The sequence below is a fragment of the Bradyrhizobium arachidis genome (assembly GCF_024758505.1).
Lineage (GTDB): Bacteria > Pseudomonadota > Alphaproteobacteria > Rhizobiales > Xanthobacteraceae > Bradyrhizobium > Bradyrhizobium manausense_C.
The window spans coordinates 676,064-699,457 of the sequence record NZ_CP077970.1 but is presented as its reverse complement, the minus strand read 5'-3'; the positions used below and the strand labels follow the sequence as shown (position 1 = coordinate 699,457).

Below are 23,394 nucleotides of genomic sequence, written 5' to 3'. Positions count from 1 at the left end.
CGCAGCAAGTGTGCTACGCAACATGAAGGTCAATTCCGTCAGACGCTATTCACCGTGCTTCATATCAAGAACCTCTCAAAGACCTTCACCTCAGCCGGCGAGCCGGTCCACGTGCTGCGCGGCGTCGATCTCGACGTCAAAGCCGGCGAGCGCGTGGCCCTGACCGGCGAATCCGGCAGCGGCAAGAGCACGCTGCTGCACCTGATCGCGGGGTTGGACGCCGCCGATGGCGGCATCATCGCGCTCGAAGGCACCGAGATCACCGGCCTCTCGGACTCAGGCCGCGCGGCACTCCGGCGCGACCGGCTCGGGCTGGTCTTCCAGCAATACAATCTGATCCCGAGCCTGTCGGTCGACGACAACCTCGCCTTCCAGGCGCGGATCGCCGGCCGGCATGATGGGGCCTGGCACGGCGAGCTCATCGAGCGGCTCGGGCTTGGAAAGCTGCTGAAGCGCTATCCCGAGCAGCTCTCCGGCGGCCAGCAGCAGCGCGTCGCGATCGGCCGCGCTCTGGCGATCAAGCCCACCCTGCTGCTCGCGGACGAGCCGACCGGCAATCTCGACGAGGAGACCGCCGACAAGGTGCTGGCGCTGGCGCGCGACCTCGTGGCGCGCACCGGCTGCGGCTTTCTGATGGTGACGCACAGCCTGCATCTCGCCGCCACGCTCGACCGCCACGTCACCCTGCATGCGGGGCGCGTGTCGTGAGACGCGCGTTGTGGATCCTGGCCGTGCTGCTCAGCCATTGGCGGCGGCATCCGATGCAGCTTGCGACGCTGCTGATCGGCCTGATCTCGGCGACCGCACTGTGGAGTGGCGTGCAGGCGATCAACCAGCAGGCGCGCAATGCCTATGACCGCGCCGCCGCAACGTTTGGCGGCACGCGCACGGCGATGCTGGTCGCGCCTGACAGCGCAACCTTCCCGCAGGAATTTTTCGTCAAGCTGCGGCGCGCCGGCTGGCCGGTGTCGCCGATGCTGGAGGGACGCGTCCAGGTCAACGGGCGATCGATCCGCCTGCTCGGCATCGAGCCGGTGACGCTGCCGGCCGATGTCGGCAACGCGCCGAGCCTCGGTGGCTCCGATCTCGCCGCCTTCGTCGGTCCACCCGGCCAGACCCTGATCGCGCGGGAAACGCTCGGCGATCTGCAGGCGATCGAGGGCACCGCGCTCCAGATCAGCAATGGCGCAAAATTGCCGCCGTTGCGCGTGCAGCCGCAGCTCGTATCAGACGTGCTGGTGGTGGACATCGGCGTCGCGCAGCGCCTGCTGGGCAAGCCGGACCAGATCTCGCGACTCCTGATCGGCAAAGCCAAGAGCAAGCCGGCGCCACTCGCCAGCGTCGTCGGCGACCGCCTGCAACTGGTCGAACCAGACGCGGAGACCGAGCTCGAACGGCTCACCGACAGCTTTCACCTCAATCTCACCGCCTTTGGCCTGCTGTCGTTCTTCGTGGGCCTCTTCATCGTCAACTCGGCTGTTGGTCTCGCATTCGAGCAGCGGCTGCCGATGCTGCGCACGTTACGTGCCTGCGGCGCTTCGGCGCGCCTGCTGAACACGGTGCTGGTGTTCGAGCTGGTGGCGCTGGCACTCGTTGCCGGCATCGTCGGGCTCGTCTGCGGCTACTTCATCGCGGCGGCGCTGCTGCCTGACGTCGCGGCGTCGCTGCGCGGGCTCTATGGCGCGCAGATTCCGGGGCAGCTAGCGCTGCGCGGGGAATGGTGGTTCGCCGGCATCGGCATCAGCATCTTTGGCGCGCTGATAGCGGCCGCGACCAGCCTTGCCAAGGCGATCCGTCTGCCGCTGCTCGCGACGGCGCAGCCGCAGGCCTGGCAGCAGGCCCAGTACCGCTGGCTGATTTTGCAAGGGTCGGCGGCACTTGCGGTGTTCGTAGTGGCGGCGCTCCTGCTGCGCTATGGCGATTCCCTGATCGCAGGCTTTGGCGTGCTGGCCGCGCTGATGCTCGGCACGGCACTGATCCTGCCGGCGTTCCTCGAGATCATCCTGCGCACCGGCCAGCGCAGCGCGCGCTCCCCGCTCGCGCTGTGGTTCTGGGCCGATAGCCGCCAGCAGCTCTCCGGCCTGTCGCTGGCGCTGATGGCGCTGCTGCTTGCGCTCGCCGTCAATGTCGGCGTCTCCACCATGGTCGAAAGTTTTAGTCGCACCTTCCTCGGTTGGCTGAACGGGCGACTCGCAGCCGACGTCTACGTCAGCGCATCAGACAATGCGAAGGCGGTCGCGATAAGGAGCTGGCTGCGCGAGCGGAGCGAGGTCGAAGCCATTCTGTCGGGCGGGCGCGCCGAGACTCAAGTCGCAGGACAGCCGGTAGAACTGCTCGGGCTGCCTGATCACGCGCTCTATCGCGAGCGCTGGCCGCTGCTGGAGACGGCGCCGCAGGCCTGGAAACGGCTCGTGCCGGGCAATGCCGCCTTCATCAGCGAGCAATTGAGCCGGCGCTTGAACGTTCGCGTCGGCGACGTCATCGAGATCCCGGCGCCGGGCGGCGCCTGGGAGGTCGACATCGCCGGCATCTATGCCGATTACGGCAATCCCAAGGGGCAGCTCACCGTCAATGTCGCGGCCCTGATGCGGCACTTTCCGCAAGTTCCTCAGACGCGGATGGGGCTCATCGTGCCACGGGACAAGATTCCGGAACTGATCTCGGCGCTCCAAAAACAGTTTGCGCTCGACGACCGCGGCGTCGCCGACCAGGCCACGGTGAAGGCGGAATCGATACGCATCTTCAACCGCACCTTTGCGGTGACGTCGGCGCTCAACGCCTTCACGCTCGGCGTCGCCGGCATCGCGCTGCTGACCAGCCTGCTGACGCTCGCCAATTCGCGCCTGCCGCAGCTCGCGCCGCTCTGGGCGATCGGCATCACGCGGCCGAGGCTCGCCGCGATCGAGCTGACCAAGACGCTGTCGGTCGCGCTGTTCACCGCCCTGCTCGCGCTGCCGCTGGGACTCTTGGTGGCGTGGTGCCTGATCGCGATCGTGAACGTGAAGGCCTTTGGCTGGCGGCTGCCGTTCCACGTGTTTCCGCTGCAACTGGTGGAGCTCGTCGCGGTAGCGCTCCTGGCATCCCTGCTCGCGGCACTGCTGCCCGTGTTGCGGCTTGCACGGATGCAGCCAGCCAATCTCGTGAAGGTGTTTGCCAATGAGCGGTGACCGGATATCGCGTCGCGCCTTTGCGGGCGGCCTCGCCGCCCTCACTCTGCCGCGCCAGGCATTCGCGCAGGGATATGCGGGGCTGGGCGAGACCGCCGACGGCTTTGCGCCGGTCGTGCCGGGAAAGACCTTCGCTTTCCCCGCCGATCACGGCCCGCATCCGGATTTTCGCATCGAATGGTGGTACCTGACGGCGAACCTCGTCGACGCCACGGGCGCGCCATGCGGGTTGCAATGGACGCTGTTTCGGCAGGCCGCAGCAGCGCCGCCGCAACGCGAGGGCTGGGCCAACCAACACATCTGGATGGCGCATGCGGCCGTGACCCGCGCCGATACCCATCGCTTCAGCGAATTGTTTGCGCGCGGTGGCGTCGGACAGGCCGGCGTGACGGCAAAGCCGTTTGCGGCCTGGATCGATGCCTGGGAGATGAAGGGGACAGACACCACGGACGATCGCACGCTGGCGCCGGTGGTGTTGAAGGCATCGGCCGCCAATTTCAGCTACGCGCTGACGCTGCAGGCCGATCGCGCAGTGGTGCTGCAAGGCGATGCCGGCTTCAGTCGCAAATCCGAACGCGGCCAGGCATCCTACTACTACAGCCAGCCATTCTTCCGCGCCCAGGGTACGCTGACGGTCGACGACAAGACCGTGGATGTGTCGGGCCAGGCCTGGATGGACCGCGAATGGAGCAGCCAGCCGCTCGCGTCAGATCAAACGGGATGGGACTGGCTGTCGCTGCATCTTTCGTCCGGCGACAAGCTGATGCTGTACCGGCTGCGGCAGAAGGACGGGCAGGATTATCCCTTCGGCAACTGGATCGCAGCGGACGGCAGTACGGAAGCGATCACCGGCCGCGACATCCAGATGACGCCAAAGGCAACGGCGGAGGTTGCCGGACGCAAGCTGCCCGTCGAATGGCAGATCGCGATCCCGTCGCGATCTTTCTTGATTTCCTGCAAGCCGCTCAATTCAAAGGCCTGGATGGGGACGGGATTTTCCTACTGGGAAGGACCGATCAGCTTTGCCGGCACGCATAATGGCGTTGGCTATCTCGAATTGACGGGCTATTGAACCGCCAGCTCGTTGAAGGACCTAGCAATGCACCACCTCACCGCCCTCGTCACGCTGCTTGCCATCGCGCTCTACTTCTACACCAGCATCAACGTCTCACGGTCGCGCGTCGCGACGGGCGTCAAGGCGCCGGCGATGTCGGGCCATCCGGATTTCGAGCGCGCCTTCCGCATCCAGATGAACACGCTGGAATGGATGCCGATCTTCCTGCCGTCGCTGTGGCTGTTCGCGATCTATTTCAGCGATGCGATCGCGGCCGCGATCGGCGCGGTCTGGATCATCGGCCGCATCGTCTACTTCATCGGCTATTCAAAGGAAGCCGCCAAGCGCGGCCCGGGCTTTGCGATCCAGGCCATGGCAAGCCTGGCGCTGTGGATCGGCGCGCTGGGTGCGGTGGCGTGGCGGCTGGCGCACTGAGGCGGCGGATCAGCCGCGGCGCTTCTTCTTCGATTTCTTTCCGGACCCGCCCTTCGCGGACCATTCGGTCACGCCGCGCGGTTGCTCGACGTGGCCGGGCTTGTTCTGACGTTTCTTTTTCTTGGCGAAAGCCGGCTCGCCGCCGAATTTTGACCCGCCGTCGCTGTGCTTGCCGCGATGCTTCGGTCCGGTAGTATCACGCGAATCGTCCTCTCGACGCGCACCGTGATCGCCGTCGCGGGCCTCGCGCCGGGGCGCGTGCGAGCGCTTCTCTGAAGGCGCCTGCGGAGCGTCTGCCAGCGGCTCGATACGAATGCTGTCTTCCTTGTCGGGACGCCGGACCTTGACGGCGAAGGAGTCGGCGACCCGCTCGGCGATCTCGAACTCGGTCGTGGTGTCCATGATCTTGATCGCACCGATGTCGCGCTTGTCGATGCCGCCGCGACGGCAGATCATCGGCAGCAGCCAGCGCGCTTCCGCATTCTTGCGTTTTCCGATCGCGGCACGAAACCATACGCTGGGCTCCGCCATGCCGTGACGCGACGATGATTTTCCCGACTTCGACCGCGGCGCGGCCGGGCGATCATCGTCGCGCGAGGATCGGGCGTTATCCCGGCCGCGACCGTCACGCGGCCGGCCGCGATCCTCGCCGGGATCGATGATATCTTCGGGCGAGGGAAGCCGCGCGCGATAAAGTCGCGCGAGCGCCGCGGCGATATCCTCGGGCGACCGCTCGGCGAGCAATGCCTGCGCCAGAAGAAGATCGTCTGATGTCGTCTCCTCCGAGAAGACCGCATCCTTCAGCATGCGCTCATGATCGAGCTTGCGGATGTCATCTGCCTGCGGCGCCGTGCCCCAGATCGCATCCGAGCCGGACAGGTTGAGCAGCAGTTCCGCACGCCGTCGTCGCGCTGGCGGCACCAGCAGGACGCTGACGCCCTTGCGGCCTGCACGGCCCGTGCGACCGGAGCGATGCTGCAAGACTTCCGCGTCGTTTGGCAGGTCCGCATGAATGACGAGGTCGAGGCTCGGCAGGTCGATGCCGCGCGCCGCCACATCGGTCGCCACGCAGACGCGGGAGCGTCCATCCCGCAGCGCCTGCAGCGCCTGGGTTCGCTCGTTCTGCGTCAACTCGCCGGAGAGAGCGACCACGGAAAAACCACGCTCCAAAAGTGCCGCCTGCAGATGCCTGACGGCCTCGCGCGTGTTGCAAAACACGAGCGCACTCGGCGCCTCGAAGTAGCGCAAGACGTTGACGACCGCGTGCTCGACATCGGCAGGCGCGATCCGGATGGCACGGTACTCGATATCGGCGTGGCCGCCTTCGTCGCCTGCGACCTCGATGCGAAACGCGTCTTGCTGATACTGCTTTGCCAGCGCGACGATGCCGCGCGGAAACGTCGCCGAGAACAACAGCGTGCGGCGCGTCTCCGGCGTCGTCTCGAGGATGAACTCCATATCCTCGCGAAAGCCGAGATTGAGCATCTCGTCGGCCTCGTCGAGGACGACCGCTTTCAACTCGGAAATGTCGAGACGGCCGCGCCGCAGATGATCGCACAAGCGGCCGGGCGTCCCGACCACGATGTGCGCGCCCGCGGCAAGCTCGCGCTGCTCGCGGCGCGGGTCCATGCCGCCGACACAGGAGACGACGCGACCACCGGCGTGCCCATAGAGCCATGCAAGTTCACGCTGGACCTGCAAGGCGAGCTCGCGGGTCGGGGCCACGACGAGGGCAAGCGGTGCGGCCGCCTGTTCGAATCTCTCGTCCGTGCCGAGCAGATTGTTTGCGATCGCCAATCCGTAGGCGGCGGTCTTGCCCGAGCCGGTCTGAGCCGAGACGAGCAGGTCGCGGTCGACCGCTTCGTCCGCAAGCACGGCAAGCTGAACAGGGGTCGGACGATCGTAGCTGCGCTCGGCCAATGCTCGGGCGAGCGGCGCACTTGTGGTCGGGAATGACACGAGATGGAAAGCCTTGGTTGGGTTCAGGCGCAGAACGTCAGGTCAAATGACCCGGGCTGCGTGCCCGGCAGACGGCACAGCCGCACGCGTGGCAATTTGATGCACGCTTTACGCCAAGAGCGGCCAAAGCACCATGCCCCGCGAGGCGCCGGACCCCACAGATTCGGCATTTTGGAGCCGATTCGGGCGTCTATGGGGTCATTGCTGGCATGCATCGGGCCGAAGCGCTCAAAGAAAATCGTCCCGGCGAGGCGCCGGGACGATGACACAATCAGCATCCCAATTGATGGGAAGAGGCAGTTTACTTCGTCGCGGGACAGCCGCTGTCCTTGGCGGAGAAGAACGCCTGGTCGCCCGGCACGGTCGCGAGCAGCTTGTAATAGTCCCAGGGCTTCTTTGACTCCGAGGGCTTCTTGACCTCGAACAGATACATGTCGTGGACCATGCGGCCATTCTCGAGCACCTTGCCCTTTGCAAAGTCGTCGTCGACCGGCAGCTCCTTCAGCTTCTTGGCGACCGCGTCCGGATCCTTGGTGCCGGCGGCCTTCACCGCCTTCAGGTAGCTCAGCGTCGACGAATAGGTGCCGGCATGGATCATGCTCGGCATTCTGCCAGTGCGCTTGAGGAAGCGTTCGCCGAGATTGCGCGTCTTGTCGTTGAGGTCCCAGTAATAGCCTTCGGTCAGCACGAGGCCCTGCGCAGCCTGGAGACCGAGGCCGTTGACTTCGGCGAGCGTCATCAAGAGGCCGGCGAGCTTCTGGCCGCCGGTGACGATGCCGAACTCGGCCGCCTGCTTGATCGAGTTGGTGGTGTCGAGGCCGGCATTGGCGAGGCCGACGATCTTCGCCTTCGAGCTCTGCGCCTGCAGCAGGAAGGAGGAGAAGTCGGACGAGTTGAGCGGTACGCGCACCGAGCCGACCACTTTGCCGCCATTGGCGTGCACGATGTCGCTGGTGTCCTTCTCCAGTGCGTAGCCGAACGCGTAGTCGGCGGTCAGGAAGAACCAGGTGTCGCCGCCCGCCTTGGTCAGCGCGCCGCCGGTGCCGACGCCGAGCGCATGGGTGTCATAGGCCCAGTGGAAGCCGTAGGGCTGGCAGGCGTCGCCCGTGAGACGCGAGGTCGCCGCACCCACGACGATGTCGATCTTCTTCTTTTCCTTGGAAAGCTCATGGATCGCGAGCGCGACGGAGGATGTCGTCAGCTCCGTGATCATGTCGACGTTCTCGACGTCATACCAGCGCCGCGCGATCGAGACCGCGAGATCCGGCTTGTTCTGGTGGTCTGCGGTGACGAGCTCGATCTTCTGGCCGAGCACCTCGCCGCCAAAATCCTCGATCGCCATTTTGGCGGCCTCGACCGACCATTTGCCGCCGTAATCGGCGTAGACGCCGGACTGGTCGTTGAGGATGCCGATCTTGACGCCTTGTGCGGACGCAGGCGCCACTAACAGCAGCGCGCTCACACCAACGGCCGCCAAAAGTGCTGATTTCATATGTTGTCTCCCAGCAGTGTTCTGTTTTGAAATCGCGCGGATACTAGTGAAGAACCCCAGCCGTGCCCATCCATTTCGGTCTCAGCCGTTAGTATGGGCACAAGGTCCCGCAAACGTCGTCGTCCTGGACAAGCGAAGCGCAGATCCAGGACCCATTACCCCAGGGAGAAGTTTGGCGAAGATCGGCAACCACCAACTTCGCACCACAACTGCTCCCTGGGGTAATGGGTCCTGGCTTTCGCCAGGACGACGTTGGGGGAACATCACGCTGCGGTCTCGGCCTTCTTCGTATTCCGCCCCTCAGCCAAGTTCCGCACCACCACATAGAAGATCGGGGTGAAGACGAGGCCGAACAGCGTGACGCCGATCATGCCGAAGAACACGGCGACGCCGACGGCCTGCCGCATCTCCGAGCCTGAGCCGGTCGAGATCACCAGCGGCAACACGCCGAGGATGAAGGCGAAGGACGTCATCAGGATCGGCCGCAGCCGCAGCCGGCAGGCCTCGATGACGGCCTCCAGTCGCGGCTTGCCTTCGAGCTCGATATCGCGCGCGAACTCGACGATCAGGATGGCGTTCTTGGCGGCTAGGCCCACCAGCACGACGAATCCGATCTGGGTCAGGATATTGACGTCCTGGCCCATCAGCCGCACGCCGATGGTGGCGGCGAGCAGGCACATCGGCACGATCAGGATCACCGCGAAGGGCAAGGTCCAACTGCCGTATTGCGCGGCGAGCACGAGATAGACGAACAGCACGCAGATGGGAAATACGAACAGGCCGGCATTGCCTCCGGTGACCTGCTGATAGGACAGGTCGGTCCATTCGAAGCTGAAGCCGCTCGGCAAGGTGTCGTCGGCAAGCTTCTTGATCGCGTTGAGCGCGGTGCTCGAGCTCGTGCCCGGCGTCGGCTCGCCCTGGAGCTCGGACGCCGGATAGAGATTGTAGCGCGCGACGCGGTCGGGGCCGGAGACGTCGCGGAAATCGACCACGCTGCCGAGCATCACCATGTCGCCCGCGGCATTGCGGGTGCGCAGCCGCGACAGGTCGCTGGTCTCTTTCCGGAACGGCTGATCGGCCTGCGCGGTGACGTGATAGGTGCGGCCGAACAGATTGAAGTCGTTGACGTAGGTCGAGCCGAAATAGGTCTGGATGGTGTCGTTGATATTGGCGATGGGAACGCCGAGTTTTTGCGCCTTGGTGCGGTCGATGTCGACGAACACCTGCGGCGTGTTGGCCGTGAACGGCGAGAACACCGAGGTGAGGCTTGGCGATTTTCGCGCGGCGCCGACGAGCTCGTCGGTCGCCGCCGCCAGCATTTGCGCGCCGCGGCCCTGCCGGTCCTGCACGCGAATGGTGAAGCCGCCGCCGGTACCGATGCCCGGCACGGCGGGCGGCGGGATGACGATGATGAAGGCGCCCTGGATCGCGGACAGGCGCTTGCGCAGCTCGCCGGTGATGGCGGTCGCCGAAAGACCCTTCTTCAGGCGCACCTCCGGCTCATCGAACACCGGAAATAGCGCGGCGGCATTGCCGGCCTGTGTTCGTGTCGCGCCGGAAAAGCCGGCGAAGGCGGCGACGCGGACGATGCCAGGCGTGTCCAGCGCGATACGCTCGATCTCGCGAACGACCTCCGTGGTGCGGGCCAACGACGCCGCGCCCGGCAGTTGCACGGAGATGATGACGTAGCCGCGATCCTGCGACGGGATGAAGCCCTGCGGCGTGGTCACGATCAGCCAGCCGGCGCTGCCGATCAGTGCGACGTAGAACAGCAGCATCACCACGGAATGGCGGATCACGAAGTTGGCGACGCCTGCATAGCCATGCGCCAGCCGGTCGAAGGTGCGGTTGAAGACGCCGGTGAATGCGTCCCAGCCGCGCGCGACAAAATTCCAGCGCGCCGGCGGCCGCTTCTCCTCATGCGGCACCAGGATCTGCGAGGCCAGCGCCGGCGACAGCGTCAGCGAGCAGAAGCAGGAGATCGCAGTGGCGACCGCAATCGTGACGGCGAATTGCTGGAAGAACTGGCCGGAGATGCCGCCAATGAATGCGGTCGGCACGAACACGGCGCACAGCACCAGCGCGATCGACACCAGCGCACCGCCGACCTCCTCCATGGTCTTCAGCGCCGCATCGCGCCGGCTCATGCCATGCTCAAGATGCCGCTCGACATTCTCGACCACCACGATGGCGTCGTCGACCACGATGCCGACGGCGAGCACCAGGCCGAACAAGGTGAGGTTGTTGATGGAGAAGCCGAGCGCCGCCATCACGGCAAAGGTGCCGACCAGCGACACCGGAATCGCGATGATCGGGATGATCGCGGGACGCCAGCCCTGCAGGAACACCAGCACCACGATGACCACGAGCACCATGGCCTCATAGATGGTCTTGATCAGCTCGTGGACGGATTGCGCGATGAACTCGGTCGGGTTATAGCCGATGTTGTAGTCGAGGCCTTTCGGAAAGCTCGCCTTCAGCCGCGTCATGGTGTCGGAGATGTTCTTGGCAGTCGCCAGCGCGTTCGACCCGGGCCGCTGCGTGACCAGCATGGCGACGGCCGATTTCCGGAGCAGGAAGCTGTTGGTGGTGTAGGACAGCGCGCCGAGCTCGATGCGGGCAACGTCGCGCAGGCGCACCGTGCGGCCGTCGGCGCCGGCCTTGATCAGGATCTCCTCGAACTGTTTCTGGTCCTTCAGCCGTCCGGTGAAGGTGAGGTTCGGCTGGAAGGCGCGGTCCGCGATCGGCGGCTCGGCGATCTGGCCGCCAGCAATCTGCACGTTCTGCGACCGGATCGCCGCGAGCACCTCGGTCGAGGTCAGGCCGAGATTGGCGATACGGTCGGGATCGAGCCACAGCCGCATCGAATAATCGCGCGCGCCGAAGATCTGGATGTCGCCGACGCCATCGAGCCGCAGGAGCTGGTCGCGCACCTGGAGCAGCGCGTAGTTGGAGATGTAGAGCTGGTCGAAGGTGTCGTCGGGCGACAGCATGAACACGACCATCAAAATGTCGGGCGAGTTCTTGCGCGTGGTGACGCCGTTGCGCTGGACTTCCTCGGGCAAACGCGGCTGCGCGATCGCGACGCGGTTCTGCACCAGCACCTGGGCCTTGTCGAGATCGGTGCCGAGCTTGAAGGTGACCGTGATGGTCAACTGCCCGTTCGAGGTCGCCTGGCTGTAGAGATACAGCATGTCCTCGACGCCGTTGATCTCCTGCTCGATGGGAGCGGCGACCGTATCCGACACGGTCTGCGCGGAGGCGCCGGGATATTGCGTGGTGACGACCACGGTGGGCGGCACCACTTGCGGATATTCGGACACCGGCAGCGTGGTGTAGGCAAGCGCGCCCACGATCAGGAGCACGATCGACAGCACCATCGCCAAAATGGGCTGGTTGATGGAGAGGCGGCCGAGATTCATGACTTGCCACCGGCCGGCGCCTGGGCCGTGTGCGTGGTGACCTTGGCTCCGACGCGGGCGCGCTGGATGCCGTCGACGATGACACGGTCGTCGGCCTTCAATCCTTCGCGGATCACGCGCAGGCCGTCGTCGAGCGGGCCGAGCATCACGGGTTTCGCTTCGACGGTGTCGTCGGGCTTGACCACGAAGACGATTTTTCGGGACTGGTCGGTTGCGACAGCTGTGTCCGGGATCAGCAGCGCCTCATAGGGCGAGCTGCCGATCAGCCGCACGCGGCCGAACTGGCCGGGCAGGATGGACAGGTCGGTGTTCTTGATCACCGCACGGCTGCGCAGCGTGCCAGTCGAGGCGTCGAGACGGTTGTCGAGGAAGTTGATGACGCCGTCATGCGACGGTTTTGTCTCGCCGGCGAGCGTCACCTGCACCGGGTTGGGCGTATCGCGCGAGCTCGGCCGCTTGCCCTCGTGCCAGAGCCGCGAATTTCTCTGATAGGTCGCCTCGTCCAAGTCGAAATAGATGTAGATCGGATCGAGCGTGACGATCGAGGTGAGCAAGGTCGAGGCGCCGTTGTCGCTGCCCTGCACGAGATTGCCGGGGCTGACGAGGTGGCGGCTGACACGTCCTGTGAGCGGCGCCTGCACATGGGTGAACTCGATATTGAGCTTGGCCACCTTCAGTTCGCCCTCGGCCTGCATCTCGGCGGCGTGGGCGGCCTGCAAGGCCTGGCGGCGCTGGTCGACGACCTGCTCGGAGACGGCATTGGTCTGGACCAGGTTGAGAGCGCGGTCGAGTTCGCGCTTGGCAAGCTCGACCTTGGCGCGCGCGTCAGAAAGCTTGCCGTCGGCCTGCTGGGCCGCCGCCTCGAACGGACGGGGGTCGATGACATAAAGCAGGTCACCGGTGCGCACGATCGCACCGTCCTGGAATTCGACGGAGTTGACGAAGCCGCCGACGCGGGCACGCACCTGCACCTCCTCGACCGCCTCGAAGCGGCCGGTGAACTCATCCCAATCGGTCACGGTGCGTTTTGTGGGCTGGGCGACGGTCACCGCCGGCGGTGGCGGCGCGGCTGCCTGCTGGGCCGGCCGGTCGCAACCGGCAAGAAGGCCGGCAAAGCTCAGGGCCACAACGCTCAGGAAGGGAGGCGACGCGGATAGCCGTCGCGCAAAATGCTGCCCCTGGTTCGGCTCGCTCATCTCGTGCCCCCTTCCTTGGTGGCTGCGGCAGCAAACAGGGTAGCCCCTTACCCGCAGGCGGCACAAGATGGGTCTCAATAATGAACTCTTCAAGACGGCGACCCGCGCAATCCCCGCTGGGATGCCTGCCCACGTGGACAGGTTGACAGAGACAGATCCAATCGCGTGCACGGCGATTAGCCGGCGGCGCGCGAATAGACTTAGTGACTGGGCTCATGAATCGAGGAGCGGGTCATGTCACCCTCCCCTGGAGGAGGAGGGTGACATCGTGCCAGCGTGTTCGCGCATGACTGATGCGGCGGGCTCGGCTAGATTATCTCAAGAAAAACAAGACTGATGTCCCCGGGAGGACAGCGTGTACCAAGGACGTGTCGTTTACGGCGCGATCGACGAGGTCGTGTTCGGCCTGCCGGCTGCAAGCGCCATCGTCGAGCAGCTGGACCGGCTCAGGTTGAACCGCGCCTTCCTGATGGTCTCCGGCACGCTGAACCGCGAGACCGATGAAATCCAGAAGATCAGGCAGGCCCTGGGCTCCCGCTGCGTGGGGGTGTTCGACGCGATGCCGGCGCATACGCCGCGCGAGGCCGTGATCGCGGCGACGAATGCGGCGCGCGAGGCGCGCGCCGATATCATCGTCACCGTCGGCGGCGGTTCCATCACCGATGGCGCCAAGGCGGTGCAGCTCTGCCTTGCCAACGGCATCGACACGATCGATGGCATCGAGAAGATCCGCGTCCACAAGGGTGTCGCGCCCGAGATGGCCGCGCCCATCGTGCGCCAGATCAGCGTGCCGACCACGATCGCAGGCGGCGAATTCAGCTCCATCGCCGGCGTCACCAACCGGAAGATCAACGTCAAGGAGATGCTCCGGCACCCGCTGGTGGTGCCGCGCGTGACGATCCTCGATCCCGCCGTCACCGTGCACACGCCGGAATGGCTGTTCCTCTCGACGGGCATCCGCGCGGTGGATCATTGCGTGGAGGCGATCTGCTCGCGCGAGACGCATCCCTTTGCCGACGCGCAGTCGGTCAAGGGACTTGCGATGCTCGCCGACGCGCTGCCGCGGGTGAAGGCCAACCCTGCCGATCTCGACGCGCGGATGGACGCGCAGATCGGTACGTGGCTGTCGATGGGGGCACTGTCGGCCGGCGTGCCGATGGGCGCGAGCCACGGCATCGGCTACGTGCTGGGCTCCGCCTTCGACGTGCCGCATGGCTACACCTCCTGCGTGATGCTGCCGGCGGTGATGCGCTGGAACGCGCGCGACAATGCCGACCGCCAGGCGATCGTCGCAGCCGCGATGGGCCATCCGAGCCTTGCTGCCGCCGACGTGCTGGACGCCTTCATCCGCGGGCTCGGCATGCCGCGCAGCCTCGCCGATGTCCGCGTCGCGCCCGAACACTTTGACGCCATCGCTGCACAGGCGATGCGCACGCCCTGGGTGCCGCGCAACCCGCGCAAGATCGAATCTCCCGCGCAAGTGCGCGAAATCCTGTTTCTTGCCGCCTGATCCCGATCTGGAGGACTGATGTACACCGGAACGCACGCCCGTCTACGCCCGCTGCAACCCGCCTTCATCATGGCCGGTACGGGCGAGACAGTGACCTATCGCGAGTTGGAGGCGCGCAGCAACCGGCTCGCGCATCTGTTCCGCAAGCACGGCTTGAAGCGCCTCGATCATTTCTCGATCTTCATGGAGAACAATTCGCGCTATCTCGAAGCCTGCGACGCGGGCGAGCGCAGCGGGCTCTACTACACCTGCATCAACTCGTTCCTCACCGCGGGCGAGCTCGCCTATCTCCTCGTCAACAGCCAGTCAAAGATCCTGATCACGTCGGTCGCCAAACTCGATATCGCGCGCGAGGCGATCCAGGCTTGCCCCGACGTCAGGCTCTGCATCGTTGCCGATGGCCCCGGCGAAAGCGACCGCATCGTCGGCCTGGCCGAGGTTACCGCCGACATGCCGAAGACGCCGATCGCGGATGAATGGCTCGGTACCGCGATGCTCTATTCATCGGGCACGACCGGCCGGCCCAAGGGCATCTTGCGCCCGCTGCCGGAGGAGCCGCCGAAACACAATCTGCCGGTGTTCGATTTCCTGGCAAGGCTTTGGCAGTACCGCGAGGGCATGATCTATCTGTCGCCGGCGCCGCTCTATCACGCGGCGCCGCAGGCCGCGGTCAATCTCACGATCCGCGCGGGCGGCACCGCGATCATCATGGAGAGTTTTGACCCCGAGCATTATCTCCAGCTCGTGGAAAAGTGGGGCATCACCCACACCCAGCTCGTGCCGACGATGTTTTCACGGATGCTGAAGCTGCCGGAGGAGGTGCGTAAACGTTACGACCTCTCGTCGCTGGAGATCGCGATCCACGCCGCCGCGCCTTGCCCGGCCCTGGTCAAGGACGACATGATCAAATGGTGGGGCCCGATCATCCATGAATATTACGGCGCCACCGAAGCGCTCGGCTTCACCGCCTGCAACACCCAGGAGTGGCTCGCCCATCGCGGCACCGTCGGCAAAGTGCTGCTCGGCGATTTGCATATCCTCGACGAGAACATGAAGGCCTGCCCGGTCGGCACGCCGGGCACGGTGTGGTTCAAGACGGCATCGCCGTTCGAATATTTCAACGACCCCGAAAAGACCAAGGAGGTGCGCTCGGCCGACGGCAGCATGAGCACGGTCGGCGACGTCGGCTATGTCGACGCGGACCGCTTCCTCTACCTCACCGACCGCGCGAGCTTCATGATCATCTCGGGCGGCGTGAACATCTATCCGCAGGAATGCGAGAACCTTTTGATCACCCATCCCAAGGTGGCGGACGCCGCCGTGTTCGGCGTGCCCAATGCCGATCTGGGCGAAGAGGTTAAGGCGGTGGTGCAGCCGATGCCCGGCGTCGTCCCCGGTCCGGCGCTCGCCGAAGAGCTGATCGCCTTCTGCGGCCAGTCGCTGGCGCGCCAGAAGGTACCGCGCTCGGTCGATTTCGAGAAGGAGTTGCCGCGGCTTCCGACGGGCAAACTGTACAAGCGCCTGCTGCGCGATCGCTATTGGGGGAACAAGACCTCGCGGATCGTGTGAGGATGTCGTATGACGCGTGAATTGCGCAAGCGTGCGCCAACAAATTCGGTGTCGTCCCGGACAAGCGTAAGCGCAGATCCGGGACGACGGCGGAATTTGTTGACGCGTCTCACCCCAGCATCTGCGTATCGCCGCAGATCGAGATCGCCTGTCCCGAGATCGTGCGCCCGCGCGGGCTTGCCATGAAAATGATCTGGTCGGCGATCTGCTCCGGCGTCACGTAGTCCTTGATCGAGGTGTAGGAGAACGCGATGCGCTCCATCTCGGCGTAGGAGATGCCGCGCTGCTGCGCTTTTGCTTCCAGCACGCGGCGCTGGCGATCGCCGGCCACGAGGCCCGGCAAAATGGCGTTGACGCGGATCTTGTCGGGACCGAGCTCGATCGCCAGCGATTTCGTCAGCCCAATCACGCCCCATTTGGCCGCCGCATAGGGCGTGCGCATGGCAAAGCCGACCTTGCCCGCGGCCGACGAGATGTTGACGATCGAGGCATTCTGGCTCTCGCGCAGCAAGGGCACCGCGAGCCGCGTGCAGTTGAACTGGCCGGTGAGGCAGATATCGAGGCAGCGATCCCAGTCCTCCGGGTTCATCTCCTCGACCTTGGAGGTCGGCCCGGCGATGCCGGCATTGTTGACGAGCACATCGAGCCCGCCGAGCTGACGCAGCGCGTCGTCGAACATCGTCTGTACGGCTGCACGATCCGACACGTCGCATTGCGAGCGCGACAAAGTGGGATCGCTGTTCGCAAGCGCCGCCAGCGCCATCTCGTCGACGTCGCAGACATGAACCCTGGCGCCCTCGCCGGCGAAGCGACGGGCGATGGCAAGACCGATGCCACCCGCGCCCGCGGTCACCAGCACGCGCAACCCTTTGATGTCGAGATCCATGATGGCTCCACTCTGTCCGAAATGCTAAGCGTGACGTTAGATCAAAGCCACGCCGGAGTGCAAACCCAACCCATGGTGAGCAAAGTAATGGCCCGCAAAGTCATCATCACCTGCGCCGTCACCGGCGCGATCCACACGCCATCGATGTCGCCCGCACTCCCCGTGACACCGCAGGAGATCGCGGACGCCGCGATCGAAGCCGCCGAAGCCGGCGCCGCCATCGTGCATCTGCACGCGCGCAACCCCGAGACCGGCCAGCCCGATCAGTCACCCGAGGCGTTTGCGCCGTTCCTCAAGATCATCAAGCAGCGTTCCAACGCGGTGATCAATCTCACCACCGGCGGCTCGCCGACCATGACGGTGGACGAGCGGGTACGACCGGCCGCAGTCTACAAGCCGGAAGTCGCCTCGCTGAACATGGGCTCGATGAACTTCGGCTTCTTCGGCATGCTCAACCGCTTCAAGACCTTCAAGCACGAATGGGAACGCAAGCATGTCGAGAACAAGGACATTGTGTTCCGCAACACGTTTCAGGACATCGAGTTCGTATTGAAGACGCTGTCGCAGACGGGAACCCGGTTCGAGTTCGAATGCTACGATACGGCGCATCTCTACAATCTCGACTATTTCCTCCAGCAGGGCCTCGTAAAACCGCCGCTGTTCGTGCAGACCGTGTTCGGCCTGCAGGGCGGCATCGGCCCGCACCCGGAAGACGTGCTGCACATGAAGCGCACCGCGGAACGGCTGTTCAGCGACAAGTTCATCTGGTCGGTGCTTGGCGCCGGCCGGCATCAACTGCCAATCGCCGCGATGGCCGCCGCCATGGGCGGCAATATCCGGGTCGGGCTGGAGGACTCGCTGTGGGCGGCGCCGGGCCGCATGGCGTCCTCGAATGCCGAGCAGGTGCGGCTTGCCCGCAAGATCATCGAGGGCCTCGGCCTCGAGGTCGCAAGCTCCGACGAGGCCCGCGAGATGCTGCACCTGAAGGGCGGCGACACGCTCCAGGTGTAAGGCGACCGCGTCCGGCCGGTTGTTCGCACCCGCACTCTCATATTGTGAAAGACGGGTCGCCTGCGGCCTTCCGTCATCCGAATTACCAAGGCGGCAACTGGCCTTAGCCGTTGCCTGCCCCCGCGCCCGTCGCTATCGTCCATCCAAACAGGCCGCAAAGGCCGATGTCGAGGGAGGATGAGCATGCGGAGCGTGCGGGCGCTCGCCGCAATGGCGGCGCTATCTTTGCTGACGGTTCCCACCACCATTTTCGCCGGGGAGGGCAAACAAGGCGGTGTCCTGCGGATGTATCACCGCGACAGCCCCGCCAATGCCTCGATCCATGAAGGCGCGACCTACTCGATCAACGTGCCGTTCATGGGGGTGTTCAACAATCTCGTCATCTACGACCAGCACATCGCGCAGAACAGCCCCGATACGCTGAGGCCCGAGCTGGCGGAGAGCTGGGCCTGGGTCAACGACAACAAGACGCTGACCTTCAAGCTGCGCCAGGGCGTCAAATGGCACGACGGCAAGCCGTTCACCTCGGCGGACGTCAAATGCACCTTCGAGATGCTGATGGGCAAGTCGCAGCAGAAATTCCGGCAGAACCCACGAAAGGCCTGGTACAGCGAGGTCAACGACATCTCGACCAACGGCGATTTCGAGGTCTCCTTCAACCTGAAACGGCCGCAGCCCTCGCTGCTGGCCCTGCTCGCCTCGGGCTACACGCCGGTCTATCCCTGCCACGTCTCGCCCGGCGACATGCGCACCAACCCTGTTGGCACCGGCCCGTTCAAGTTCGTCGAGTTCAAGGCCAATGAATCGATCAAGCTCGTCCGCAACCCCGACTACTGGAAGAGGGGCCGGCCCTATCTCGACGGCATCGAGTACACCATCATCCCGAACCGCTCGACCGCGATCCTGGCCTTCGTCGCCGGCAAGTTTGACATGACCTTCCCGACGCACATCACGATCCCGCTGCTGAAGGACGTGAAATCCCAGGCGCCAAACGCTGTTTGCGTGGTCGAGCCGACCAACGTCTCGACCAACATCATCGTCAATTCGACCTCGGCGCCGTTCGACAACATCGATATCCGCCGTGCCATGGCGATGGCGCTGGACCGCAAGGCCTTCGTCAACATCCTGTTCGAAGGCCAAGCCGATATCGGCGGCACCATGCTGCCGCCGCCGCAGGGCATCTGGGGCATGCCCAAGGACAGGCTGGAGAGCATTCCCGGCTACGGCCCGGACGTGAACGCGAACCGCGAGGAAGCGAAGAAGCTGATGCAGAAGGCCGGCTACGGTCCCGACAAGCATCTCGCGGTGAAGGTTTCCACGCGCAATCTCGCGGAATATCGCGATCCCGCGGTGATCCTGATCGACCAGCTCAAGAGCATCTATATCGACGGCGAGCTCGACGTCGTGGAGACCGCGAATTGGTTCCCGAAGGTCGCGCGAAAGGATTACATGCTCGGCCTCAATCTGACCGGCAATTCCGTCGACGATCCCGATCAGTCCTTCTACGAGAACTATTCCTGCGGGTCGGAACGGAACTACACCAACTACTGCAACAAGGAGATCGAAAAGCTGTTCGACGCGCAGTCGCAGGAGATCGACGTGAGCAAGCGCAAGCAGCTGGTCTGGGACATCGACAAGAAGCTGCAGGAGGACGTGGCTCGCCCGATCATCTTCCATGCGCGCGCCGGCACCTGCTGGCAGCCCTACGTGAAGGGGATCACGATCATGTCCAACAGTTCCTATAATGGCTTTCGCTACGAGGATGTTTGGCTGGACAAGTAGCGCGATAGGTTGAAGGTTAGCGGCTCGCGGAGGGCGAAGGATGTTTGCCTATCTGGTGCGGCGGCTGTTCCTGATGCTCGTGACCCTGTTCGGGATCTCGGTCGTCATCTTCTTCCTGTTGCGCATCGTGCCCGGCAATATCGTCGACATCCTGTTCGCGGCCGCCGGCTATGTCGATCCCGCCGACAAGGCCAATCTGGAAAAAGAACTCGGCATCGACCAGCCGCTGGTGGTGCAGTACTGGCACTGGATCAGCGGCTTGCTGCGCGGTGATTTCGGCTACTCCTACGTCTCGGAGAAGCCGGCACTCCAGGAGATCTTGCCGCGGATTCCGATCACGGCGCGGCTGGCCGGGCTGGCGCTGTTGTTCTCCGCATCCATCGGGATTCCCTTGGGCGTCATTAGCGCGGTGAAGCAGGGCACACGGCTCGACTATACGCTGCGCGTGATCAGCCTCAGCGGCCTGTCGCTGCCCTCGTTCTGGCTCGGCCTGTTGATCCTCACGGCGTCGGTGTCGTTCTTCGGCCAGATGCCGATCTTCAATCCCAATCCGAAGACGTTCCTTGAAGCATTCGCGACCTACGCCGTGCCGGCGGCGGCCGTCGGCTTCCGCAGCGCGGCGCTGACCATGCGCATCACGCGCTCCTCGATGCTGGAAGTGCTGCGGCAGGATTATATCCGCACCGCGCGGGCAAAGGGCGCCTCGGATGCATCGGTGAACTATCACCACGCGCTGAAGAACGCGATTTTGCCCGTCATCACCGTGATCGGCATCGAGGCGGCCTTCCTGATCGGCGGCCTGATCGTGACCGAGACCGTGTTCAACATTCCCGGCGTCGCCCGCTTCCTTGTCGAGGCGATCCGCTGGCGCGACTACCCGATCGTACAGAATCTCGTGATGTTCATCGCCGTCGTCGTTGTGTTCGCGAACTTTATCGTCGACATGCTCTACGCGGTGTTCGACCCGCGCATCCGCTTTACGGATTAGGAGGGGATGCATGGCAGCGATCGACTTTGATGTCGAACTGAGGCGCGCCGGCGCCAATGCGACGGGAGGCTGGCGGCGTGTGCTGTTCCTGGCGCAGCGGCATGTGCTGGGCGCAGCCGGCCTCGTCATCATGATTCTGTTCGTCTTCACGGCGGTCTTTGCCGACTTCATCGCCCGCTTCGACCCCCTCACCGTCGACGCCGCGCATGCCCTGGCCCGTCCCAGTGCGGCGCACTGGATGGGCACCGATTCCTTCGGCCGCGACGTGTTCAGCCGCATCATCCACGGCGCGCGGATCTCGCTCGCGGTCGGCATCGGATCGACCGCGCTCGGCGCCTCGATCGGTGTCATCGTCGGACTGACGTCGGGCTATCTGTCCGGCTGGGTCGACCTCGTGTTCCAGCGCGTCTCCGACATCCTCCAGGCGCTGCCGCTGCTGGTGCTGGCGCTGGTGATGACGGCGGCGCTCGGGCCATCGCTGCCCAACGTGATCATCGCGATCGCCATTCCCCTGATCCCGACGGTGGCGCGCGTCATCCGTGCCAACACGCTGGCGCTGCGCGAGCAGCCCTTCGTGGAGGCGGCGAAATCGATCGGCATGAGCGAGGTGCGGATTGCGCTCCGCCACGTGCTGCCGAACACGCTGGCGCCGCTGATCGTGCTCGCCACCGCCCAGCTCGGCTCGACGATCCTCACCGAAGCCTCGCTGTCGTTCCTCGGCCTCGGCATTCCCGAACCCTATCCGTCCTGGGGCCGCATGCTGTCGGAATCGGCCGCCGAATATGTCCGCACCGCGCCGTGGCTGGTGATCTTTCCAGGTGTTGCGATCAGCCTGGCGGTGTTCGGCACAAACCTGTTCGGTGACGCGCTGCGCGACATCCTCGATCCAAGGCAGCGCGGCTGATGGCAGATGGCCCCGATATCGTGCTCGATGTGAAGAACCTGAAGACGGTGTTCTTCACCAATTCCGGCCTGTTCAAGGCGGTGGATGACGTCTCGTTCAGCGTGAAGCGCGGCGAGACGCTGGCGATCGTCGGCGAATCCGGCTGCGGCAAGAGCGTGACCGCACTCTCCCTCATGCGGCTGGTGCCGGATCCGCCCGGCCGCATTGTCGGCGGCTCCGTGACGCTCGAAGGCACCGATTTGCTGGCGCTGGACGAGGCGCAGATGCGCGCGATCAGGGGCAACCGCATCTCGATGATCTTTCAGGAGCCGATGACCTCGCTCAATCCGGTAATGCGGATCGGCGATCAGATCACCGAGGCGGTGCGGCTGCACAGGAAGCTTTCGACCAAAGAAGCCCAGGCCATCGCGGTCGAGATGCTTCGCCTGGTGCGCATTCCCGAGCCGGCGCGGCGCGCCAGGGAATATCCGCATCAGCTCTCCGGCGGTATGCGCCAGCGCGCGATGATCGCGATGGCGCTGGCTTGCCGTCCCGTGCTGCTGATCGCCGACGAGCCGACCACCGCGCTCGACGTCACCATCCAGGCGCAAATCCTGGCGCTGATCCTCGACCTGCAGAAGGAGCTCGGCACCGGCCTCGTGCTGATCACGCACGATCTCGGCGTGGTTGCGCAGACGGCGCAGCGCGTGATCGTGATGTATGCGGGCAAGAAGGTCGAGGAAGCGACGGTGGAGCAGCTGTTCGCCAACCCCAAACATCCCTATACGCGCGGCCTGATGGCCTCGATCCCGGCCGTGCCGGCATCCGGCGTCGCGGCGCAGGCGCGGCTCAACGAAATTCCCGGCACGGTGCCGTCACTGGTGCGGCTGCCGAAAGGCTGCGCCTTCGCGCCGCGTTGCAAGCTCGCGGTCAAGCGCTGCCAGGAGGAGTATCCGCCGCTGGAAGATCTTGGCGGCCGCCACCTCGCCGCCTGCTGGCGCGCGGCTGATGTCGCGGAGGCGGTGGCATGACCGAGGCGCTGTTAGAGGTCACCGACCTCATCAAGCACTATCCGGTGCGCGCCGGCGTGCTGCGGCGGCAGGTCGGCACCGTGCATGCGGTCGATGGCGTCAGCTTCGCCCTTGCCCCGGGCGAGACGCTCGGCCTGGTCGGTGAATCCGGCTGCGGCAAGTCGACGGTGGCGCGCAGCGTGTTGCGGCTGGTCGAGCCGACCTCGGGCCAGATCCGGCTGCGCGGCGAGGACATCACCCGCCTCTCAAAGACCGAACTGCGTCCTCACCGCCGCTCGATGCAGATCGTGTTCCAGGATCCTTTTGCCTCGCTCAACCCGCGCATGACCGCCGGCGACATCGTCGGCGAACCGATCGCGGTGCATGGCCTCGCCAGCGGCAAGGAGCTGGAGGCGCGCGTCGCAAAACTGTTCGAGCAGGTGGGGCTGCGGCCCGACCAGATGCGCAATTTTCCGCATCAATTCTCCGGCGGCCAGCGTCAGCGCATCTGCATCGCCCGCGCGCTCGCGCTGGAGCCAGACCTGATCGTCTGCGACGAGCCGGTCTCCGCGCTCGACGTCTCGATCCAGGCGCAGGTCATCAACCTCCTGATCGACCTGCAGCGCCAGCACGGTTTTTCCTATCTCTTCATCGCGCATGACCTTGCGGTGGTCGCCCATATCAGCCACCGCGTCGCGGTGATGTATCTCGGCCGCATCGTCGAGATCGCCGACAAGGACGAGCTGTTCAAGAATCCGCGCCATCCCTACACGCAGGCCCTGCTCGCCTCGGTGCCGATCGCCAATCCGCACGCAAAGCGGCTTGCGCCGCTGGTCGACGGCGACGTGCCGAGCCCGGTCAATCCGCCATCCGGCTGCGCCTTTCACACCCGCTGCCGCTTTGCGATGGACCGCTGCAAGAGCGAGCGGCCGGCGCTGGTGGACGCCGGCGGCGGGCACCAGGTGGCGTGTCTGCTGAATGAGGGAACGGGACGATCACCTTGACGTCGTCCCGGCGAAGGCCGGGACGA

At 65.0% G+C, this 23,394-nt stretch carries 17 protein-coding genes; 12 read left to right on the top strand and 5 right to left on the bottom strand.

Translation table 11 applies throughout. The annotated features are described in order from the left end of the window. Positions 1-54: 54 nt before the first annotated feature. From KUF59_RS03245 to KUF59_RS03230, 4 genes are read left to right on the top strand one after another with little or no spacing between them, the layout of a single operon-like run. Positions 55-708, top strand: coding sequence for an ABC transporter ATP-binding protein (locus KUF59_RS03245; RefSeq protein WP_212460702.1), 654 nt, complete (start codon positions 55-57; stop codon positions 706-708). Beyond that, the gene (locus tag KUF59_RS03240; RefSeq protein ID WP_212460703.1) at positions 705-3,167 is read left to right on the top strand and encodes an ABC transporter permease; all 2,463 of its coding nucleotides are present in this window, start codon (positions 705-707) and stop codon (positions 3,165-3,167) included. The genes KUF59_RS03245 and KUF59_RS03240 overlap by 4 nt, the downstream gene beginning before the upstream one ends. Continuing rightward, complete coding sequence (locus KUF59_RS03235; protein ID WP_212460704.1) at positions 3,157-4,239, top strand: lipocalin-like domain-containing protein; 1,083 nt, start codon at positions 3,157-3,159, stop codon at positions 4,237-4,239. The genes KUF59_RS03240 and KUF59_RS03235 overlap by 11 nt, the downstream gene beginning before the upstream one ends. Positions 4,240-4,266: 27 nt before the next feature. After that, positions 4,267-4,656 (top strand): MAPEG family protein, encoded by a 390-nt coding sequence (locus tag KUF59_RS03230; protein ID WP_212460706.1) that lies wholly within the window; start codon positions 4,267-4,269, stop codon positions 4,654-4,656. 9 nt (positions 4,657-4,665) lie between these two features. Here KUF59_RS03230 and KUF59_RS03225 read toward each other — a convergent pair whose 3' ends face one another. The 4 genes from KUF59_RS03225 to KUF59_RS03210 all read right to left on the bottom strand — a co-directional run bounded on the left by KUF59_RS03225 (position 4,666) and on the right by KUF59_RS03210 (position 12,725). Beyond that, the gene (locus tag KUF59_RS03225) at positions 4,666-6,615 is read right to left on the bottom strand and encodes a DEAD/DEAH box helicase (RefSeq protein ID WP_212460708.1); all 1,950 of its coding nucleotides are present in this window, start codon (positions 6,613-6,615) and stop codon (positions 4,666-4,668) included. A gap of 301 nt (positions 6,616-6,916) precedes the next feature. Then, the gene (locus KUF59_RS03220; RefSeq protein WP_212460709.1) at positions 6,917-8,107 is read right to left on the bottom strand and encodes an ABC transporter substrate-binding protein; all 1,191 of its coding nucleotides are present in this window, start codon (positions 8,105-8,107) and stop codon (positions 6,917-6,919) included. A 263-nt stretch (positions 8,108-8,370) separates the two neighbouring features. Next, positions 8,371-11,529 (bottom strand): efflux RND transporter permease subunit, encoded by a 3,159-nt coding sequence (locus KUF59_RS03215; protein WP_212460710.1) that lies wholly within the window; start codon positions 11,527-11,529, stop codon positions 8,371-8,373. Continuing rightward, positions 11,526-12,725 carry an efflux RND transporter periplasmic adaptor subunit gene (locus KUF59_RS03210; protein WP_212460711.1) on the bottom strand — a complete coding sequence of 400 codons (1,200 nt, stop codon included), beginning with the start codon at positions 12,723-12,725 and terminating at the stop codon, positions 11,526-11,528. Before KUF59_RS03210 ends, KUF59_RS03215 begins: the two co-directional genes overlap by 4 nt. Positions 12,726-13,080: 355 nt before the next feature. On the opposite strand from KUF59_RS03210, the gene KUF59_RS03205 reads away from it, so the two are divergent. Together KUF59_RS03205 and KUF59_RS03200 are read left to right on the top strand one after the other, a co-directional pair. Next, a complete protein-coding gene (locus tag KUF59_RS03205) occupies positions 13,081-14,235 on the top strand; it encodes an iron-containing alcohol dehydrogenase (RefSeq protein WP_212460712.1) in 1,155 nt (384 codons plus the stop codon). Between the two features lie 18 nt (positions 14,236-14,253). Beyond that, positions 14,254-15,804, top strand: coding sequence for an AMP-binding protein (locus KUF59_RS03200; RefSeq protein WP_258768194.1), 1,551 nt, complete (start codon positions 14,254-14,256; stop codon positions 15,802-15,804). Positions 15,805-15,913: 109 nt separating this feature from the next. On the opposite strand, the gene KUF59_RS03195 is transcribed toward KUF59_RS03200, so the two are convergent. Beyond that, positions 15,914-16,690, bottom strand: a complete 777-nt coding sequence (locus KUF59_RS03195; RefSeq protein WP_212460714.1) for an SDR family oxidoreductase — start codon at positions 16,688-16,690, stop codon at positions 15,914-15,916. 87 nt (positions 16,691-16,777) lie between these two features. Between KUF59_RS03195 and kce the strand changes: the two genes are divergently transcribed. From kce to KUF59_RS03165, 6 genes are all read left to right on the top strand, one after another. Continuing rightward, on the top strand, positions 16,778-17,701 hold the full coding sequence (kce, locus tag KUF59_RS03190; RefSeq protein WP_212460716.1) for a 3,5-dioxohexanoate:acetyl-CoA acetone transferase: 924 nt from the start codon (positions 16,778-16,780) through the stop codon (positions 17,699-17,701). A 183-nt stretch (positions 17,702-17,884) separates the two neighbouring features. After that, positions 17,885-19,483 (top strand): ABC transporter substrate-binding protein, encoded by a 1,599-nt coding sequence (locus KUF59_RS03185; protein ID WP_258768193.1) that lies wholly within the window; start codon positions 17,885-17,887, stop codon positions 19,481-19,483. 40 nt (positions 19,484-19,523) lie between these two features. Further along, positions 19,524-20,471 (top strand): ABC transporter permease, encoded by a 948-nt coding sequence (locus KUF59_RS03180; protein WP_212460718.1) that lies wholly within the window; start codon positions 19,524-19,526, stop codon positions 20,469-20,471. A gap of 10 nt (positions 20,472-20,481) precedes the next feature. Beyond that, positions 20,482-21,375 (top strand): ABC transporter permease, encoded by an 894-nt coding sequence (locus tag KUF59_RS03175; protein WP_212460719.1) that lies wholly within the window; start codon positions 20,482-20,484, stop codon positions 21,373-21,375. Beyond that, complete coding sequence (locus KUF59_RS03170) at positions 21,375-22,385, top strand: ABC transporter ATP-binding protein (protein ID WP_212460720.1); 1,011 nt, start codon at positions 21,375-21,377, stop codon at positions 22,383-22,385. The genes KUF59_RS03175 and KUF59_RS03170 overlap by 1 nt, the downstream gene beginning before the upstream one ends. Continuing rightward, complete coding sequence (locus tag KUF59_RS03165) at positions 22,382-23,368, top strand: ABC transporter ATP-binding protein (RefSeq protein WP_212460721.1); 987 nt, start codon at positions 22,382-22,384, stop codon at positions 23,366-23,368. The genes KUF59_RS03170 and KUF59_RS03165 overlap by 4 nt, the downstream gene beginning before the upstream one ends. Positions 23,369-23,394: the final 26 nt, after the last annotated feature.

What these genes read in the sequence shown, in the direction of transcription:
- KUF59_RS03235 (WP_212460704.1), top strand. Translation starts at nt 3,157, where the DNA reads ATGAGCGGTGACCGGATATCGCGTCGCGCCTTTGCGGGCGGCCTCGCC.
- KUF59_RS03230 (WP_212460706.1), top strand. Translation starts at nt 4,267, where the DNA reads ATGCACCACCTCACCGCCCTCGTCACGCTGCTTGCCATCGCGCTCTAC.
- KUF59_RS03220 (WP_212460709.1), bottom strand. Translation starts at nt 8,107, where the DNA reads ATGAAATCAGCACTTTTGGCGGCCGTTGGTGTGAGCGCGCTGCTGTTA.
- KUF59_RS03215 (WP_212460710.1), bottom strand. Translation starts at nt 11,529, where the DNA reads ATGAATCTCGGCCGCCTCTCCATCAACCAGCCCATTTTGGCGATGGTG.
- KUF59_RS03210 (WP_212460711.1), bottom strand. Translation starts at nt 12,725, where the DNA reads ATGAGCGAGCCGAACCAGGGGCAGCATTTTGCGCGACGGCTATCCGCG.
- KUF59_RS03200 (WP_258768194.1), top strand. Translation starts at nt 14,254, where the DNA reads ATGTACACCGGAACGCACGCCCGTCTACGCCCGCTGCAACCCGCCTTC.
- KUF59_RS03195 (WP_212460714.1), bottom strand. Translation starts at nt 16,690, where the DNA reads ATGGATCTCGACATCAAAGGGTTGCGCGTGCTGGTGACCGCGGGCGCG.
- kce (WP_212460716.1), top strand. Translation starts at nt 16,778, where the DNA reads ATGGCCCGCAAAGTCATCATCACCTGCGCCGTCACCGGCGCGATCCAC.
- KUF59_RS03185 (WP_258768193.1), top strand. Translation starts at nt 17,885, where the DNA reads ATGCGGAGCGTGCGGGCGCTCGCCGCAATGGCGGCGCTATCTTTGCTG.
- KUF59_RS03180 (WP_212460718.1), top strand. Translation starts at nt 19,524, where the DNA reads ATGTTTGCCTATCTGGTGCGGCGGCTGTTCCTGATGCTCGTGACCCTG.
- KUF59_RS03175 (WP_212460719.1), top strand. Translation starts at nt 20,482, where the DNA reads ATGGCAGCGATCGACTTTGATGTCGAACTGAGGCGCGCCGGCGCCAAT.
- KUF59_RS03170 (WP_212460720.1), top strand. Translation starts at nt 21,375, where the DNA reads ATGGCAGATGGCCCCGATATCGTGCTCGATGTGAAGAACCTGAAGACG.
- KUF59_RS03165 (WP_212460721.1), top strand. Translation starts at nt 22,382, where the DNA reads ATGACCGAGGCGCTGTTAGAGGTCACCGACCTCATCAAGCACTATCCG.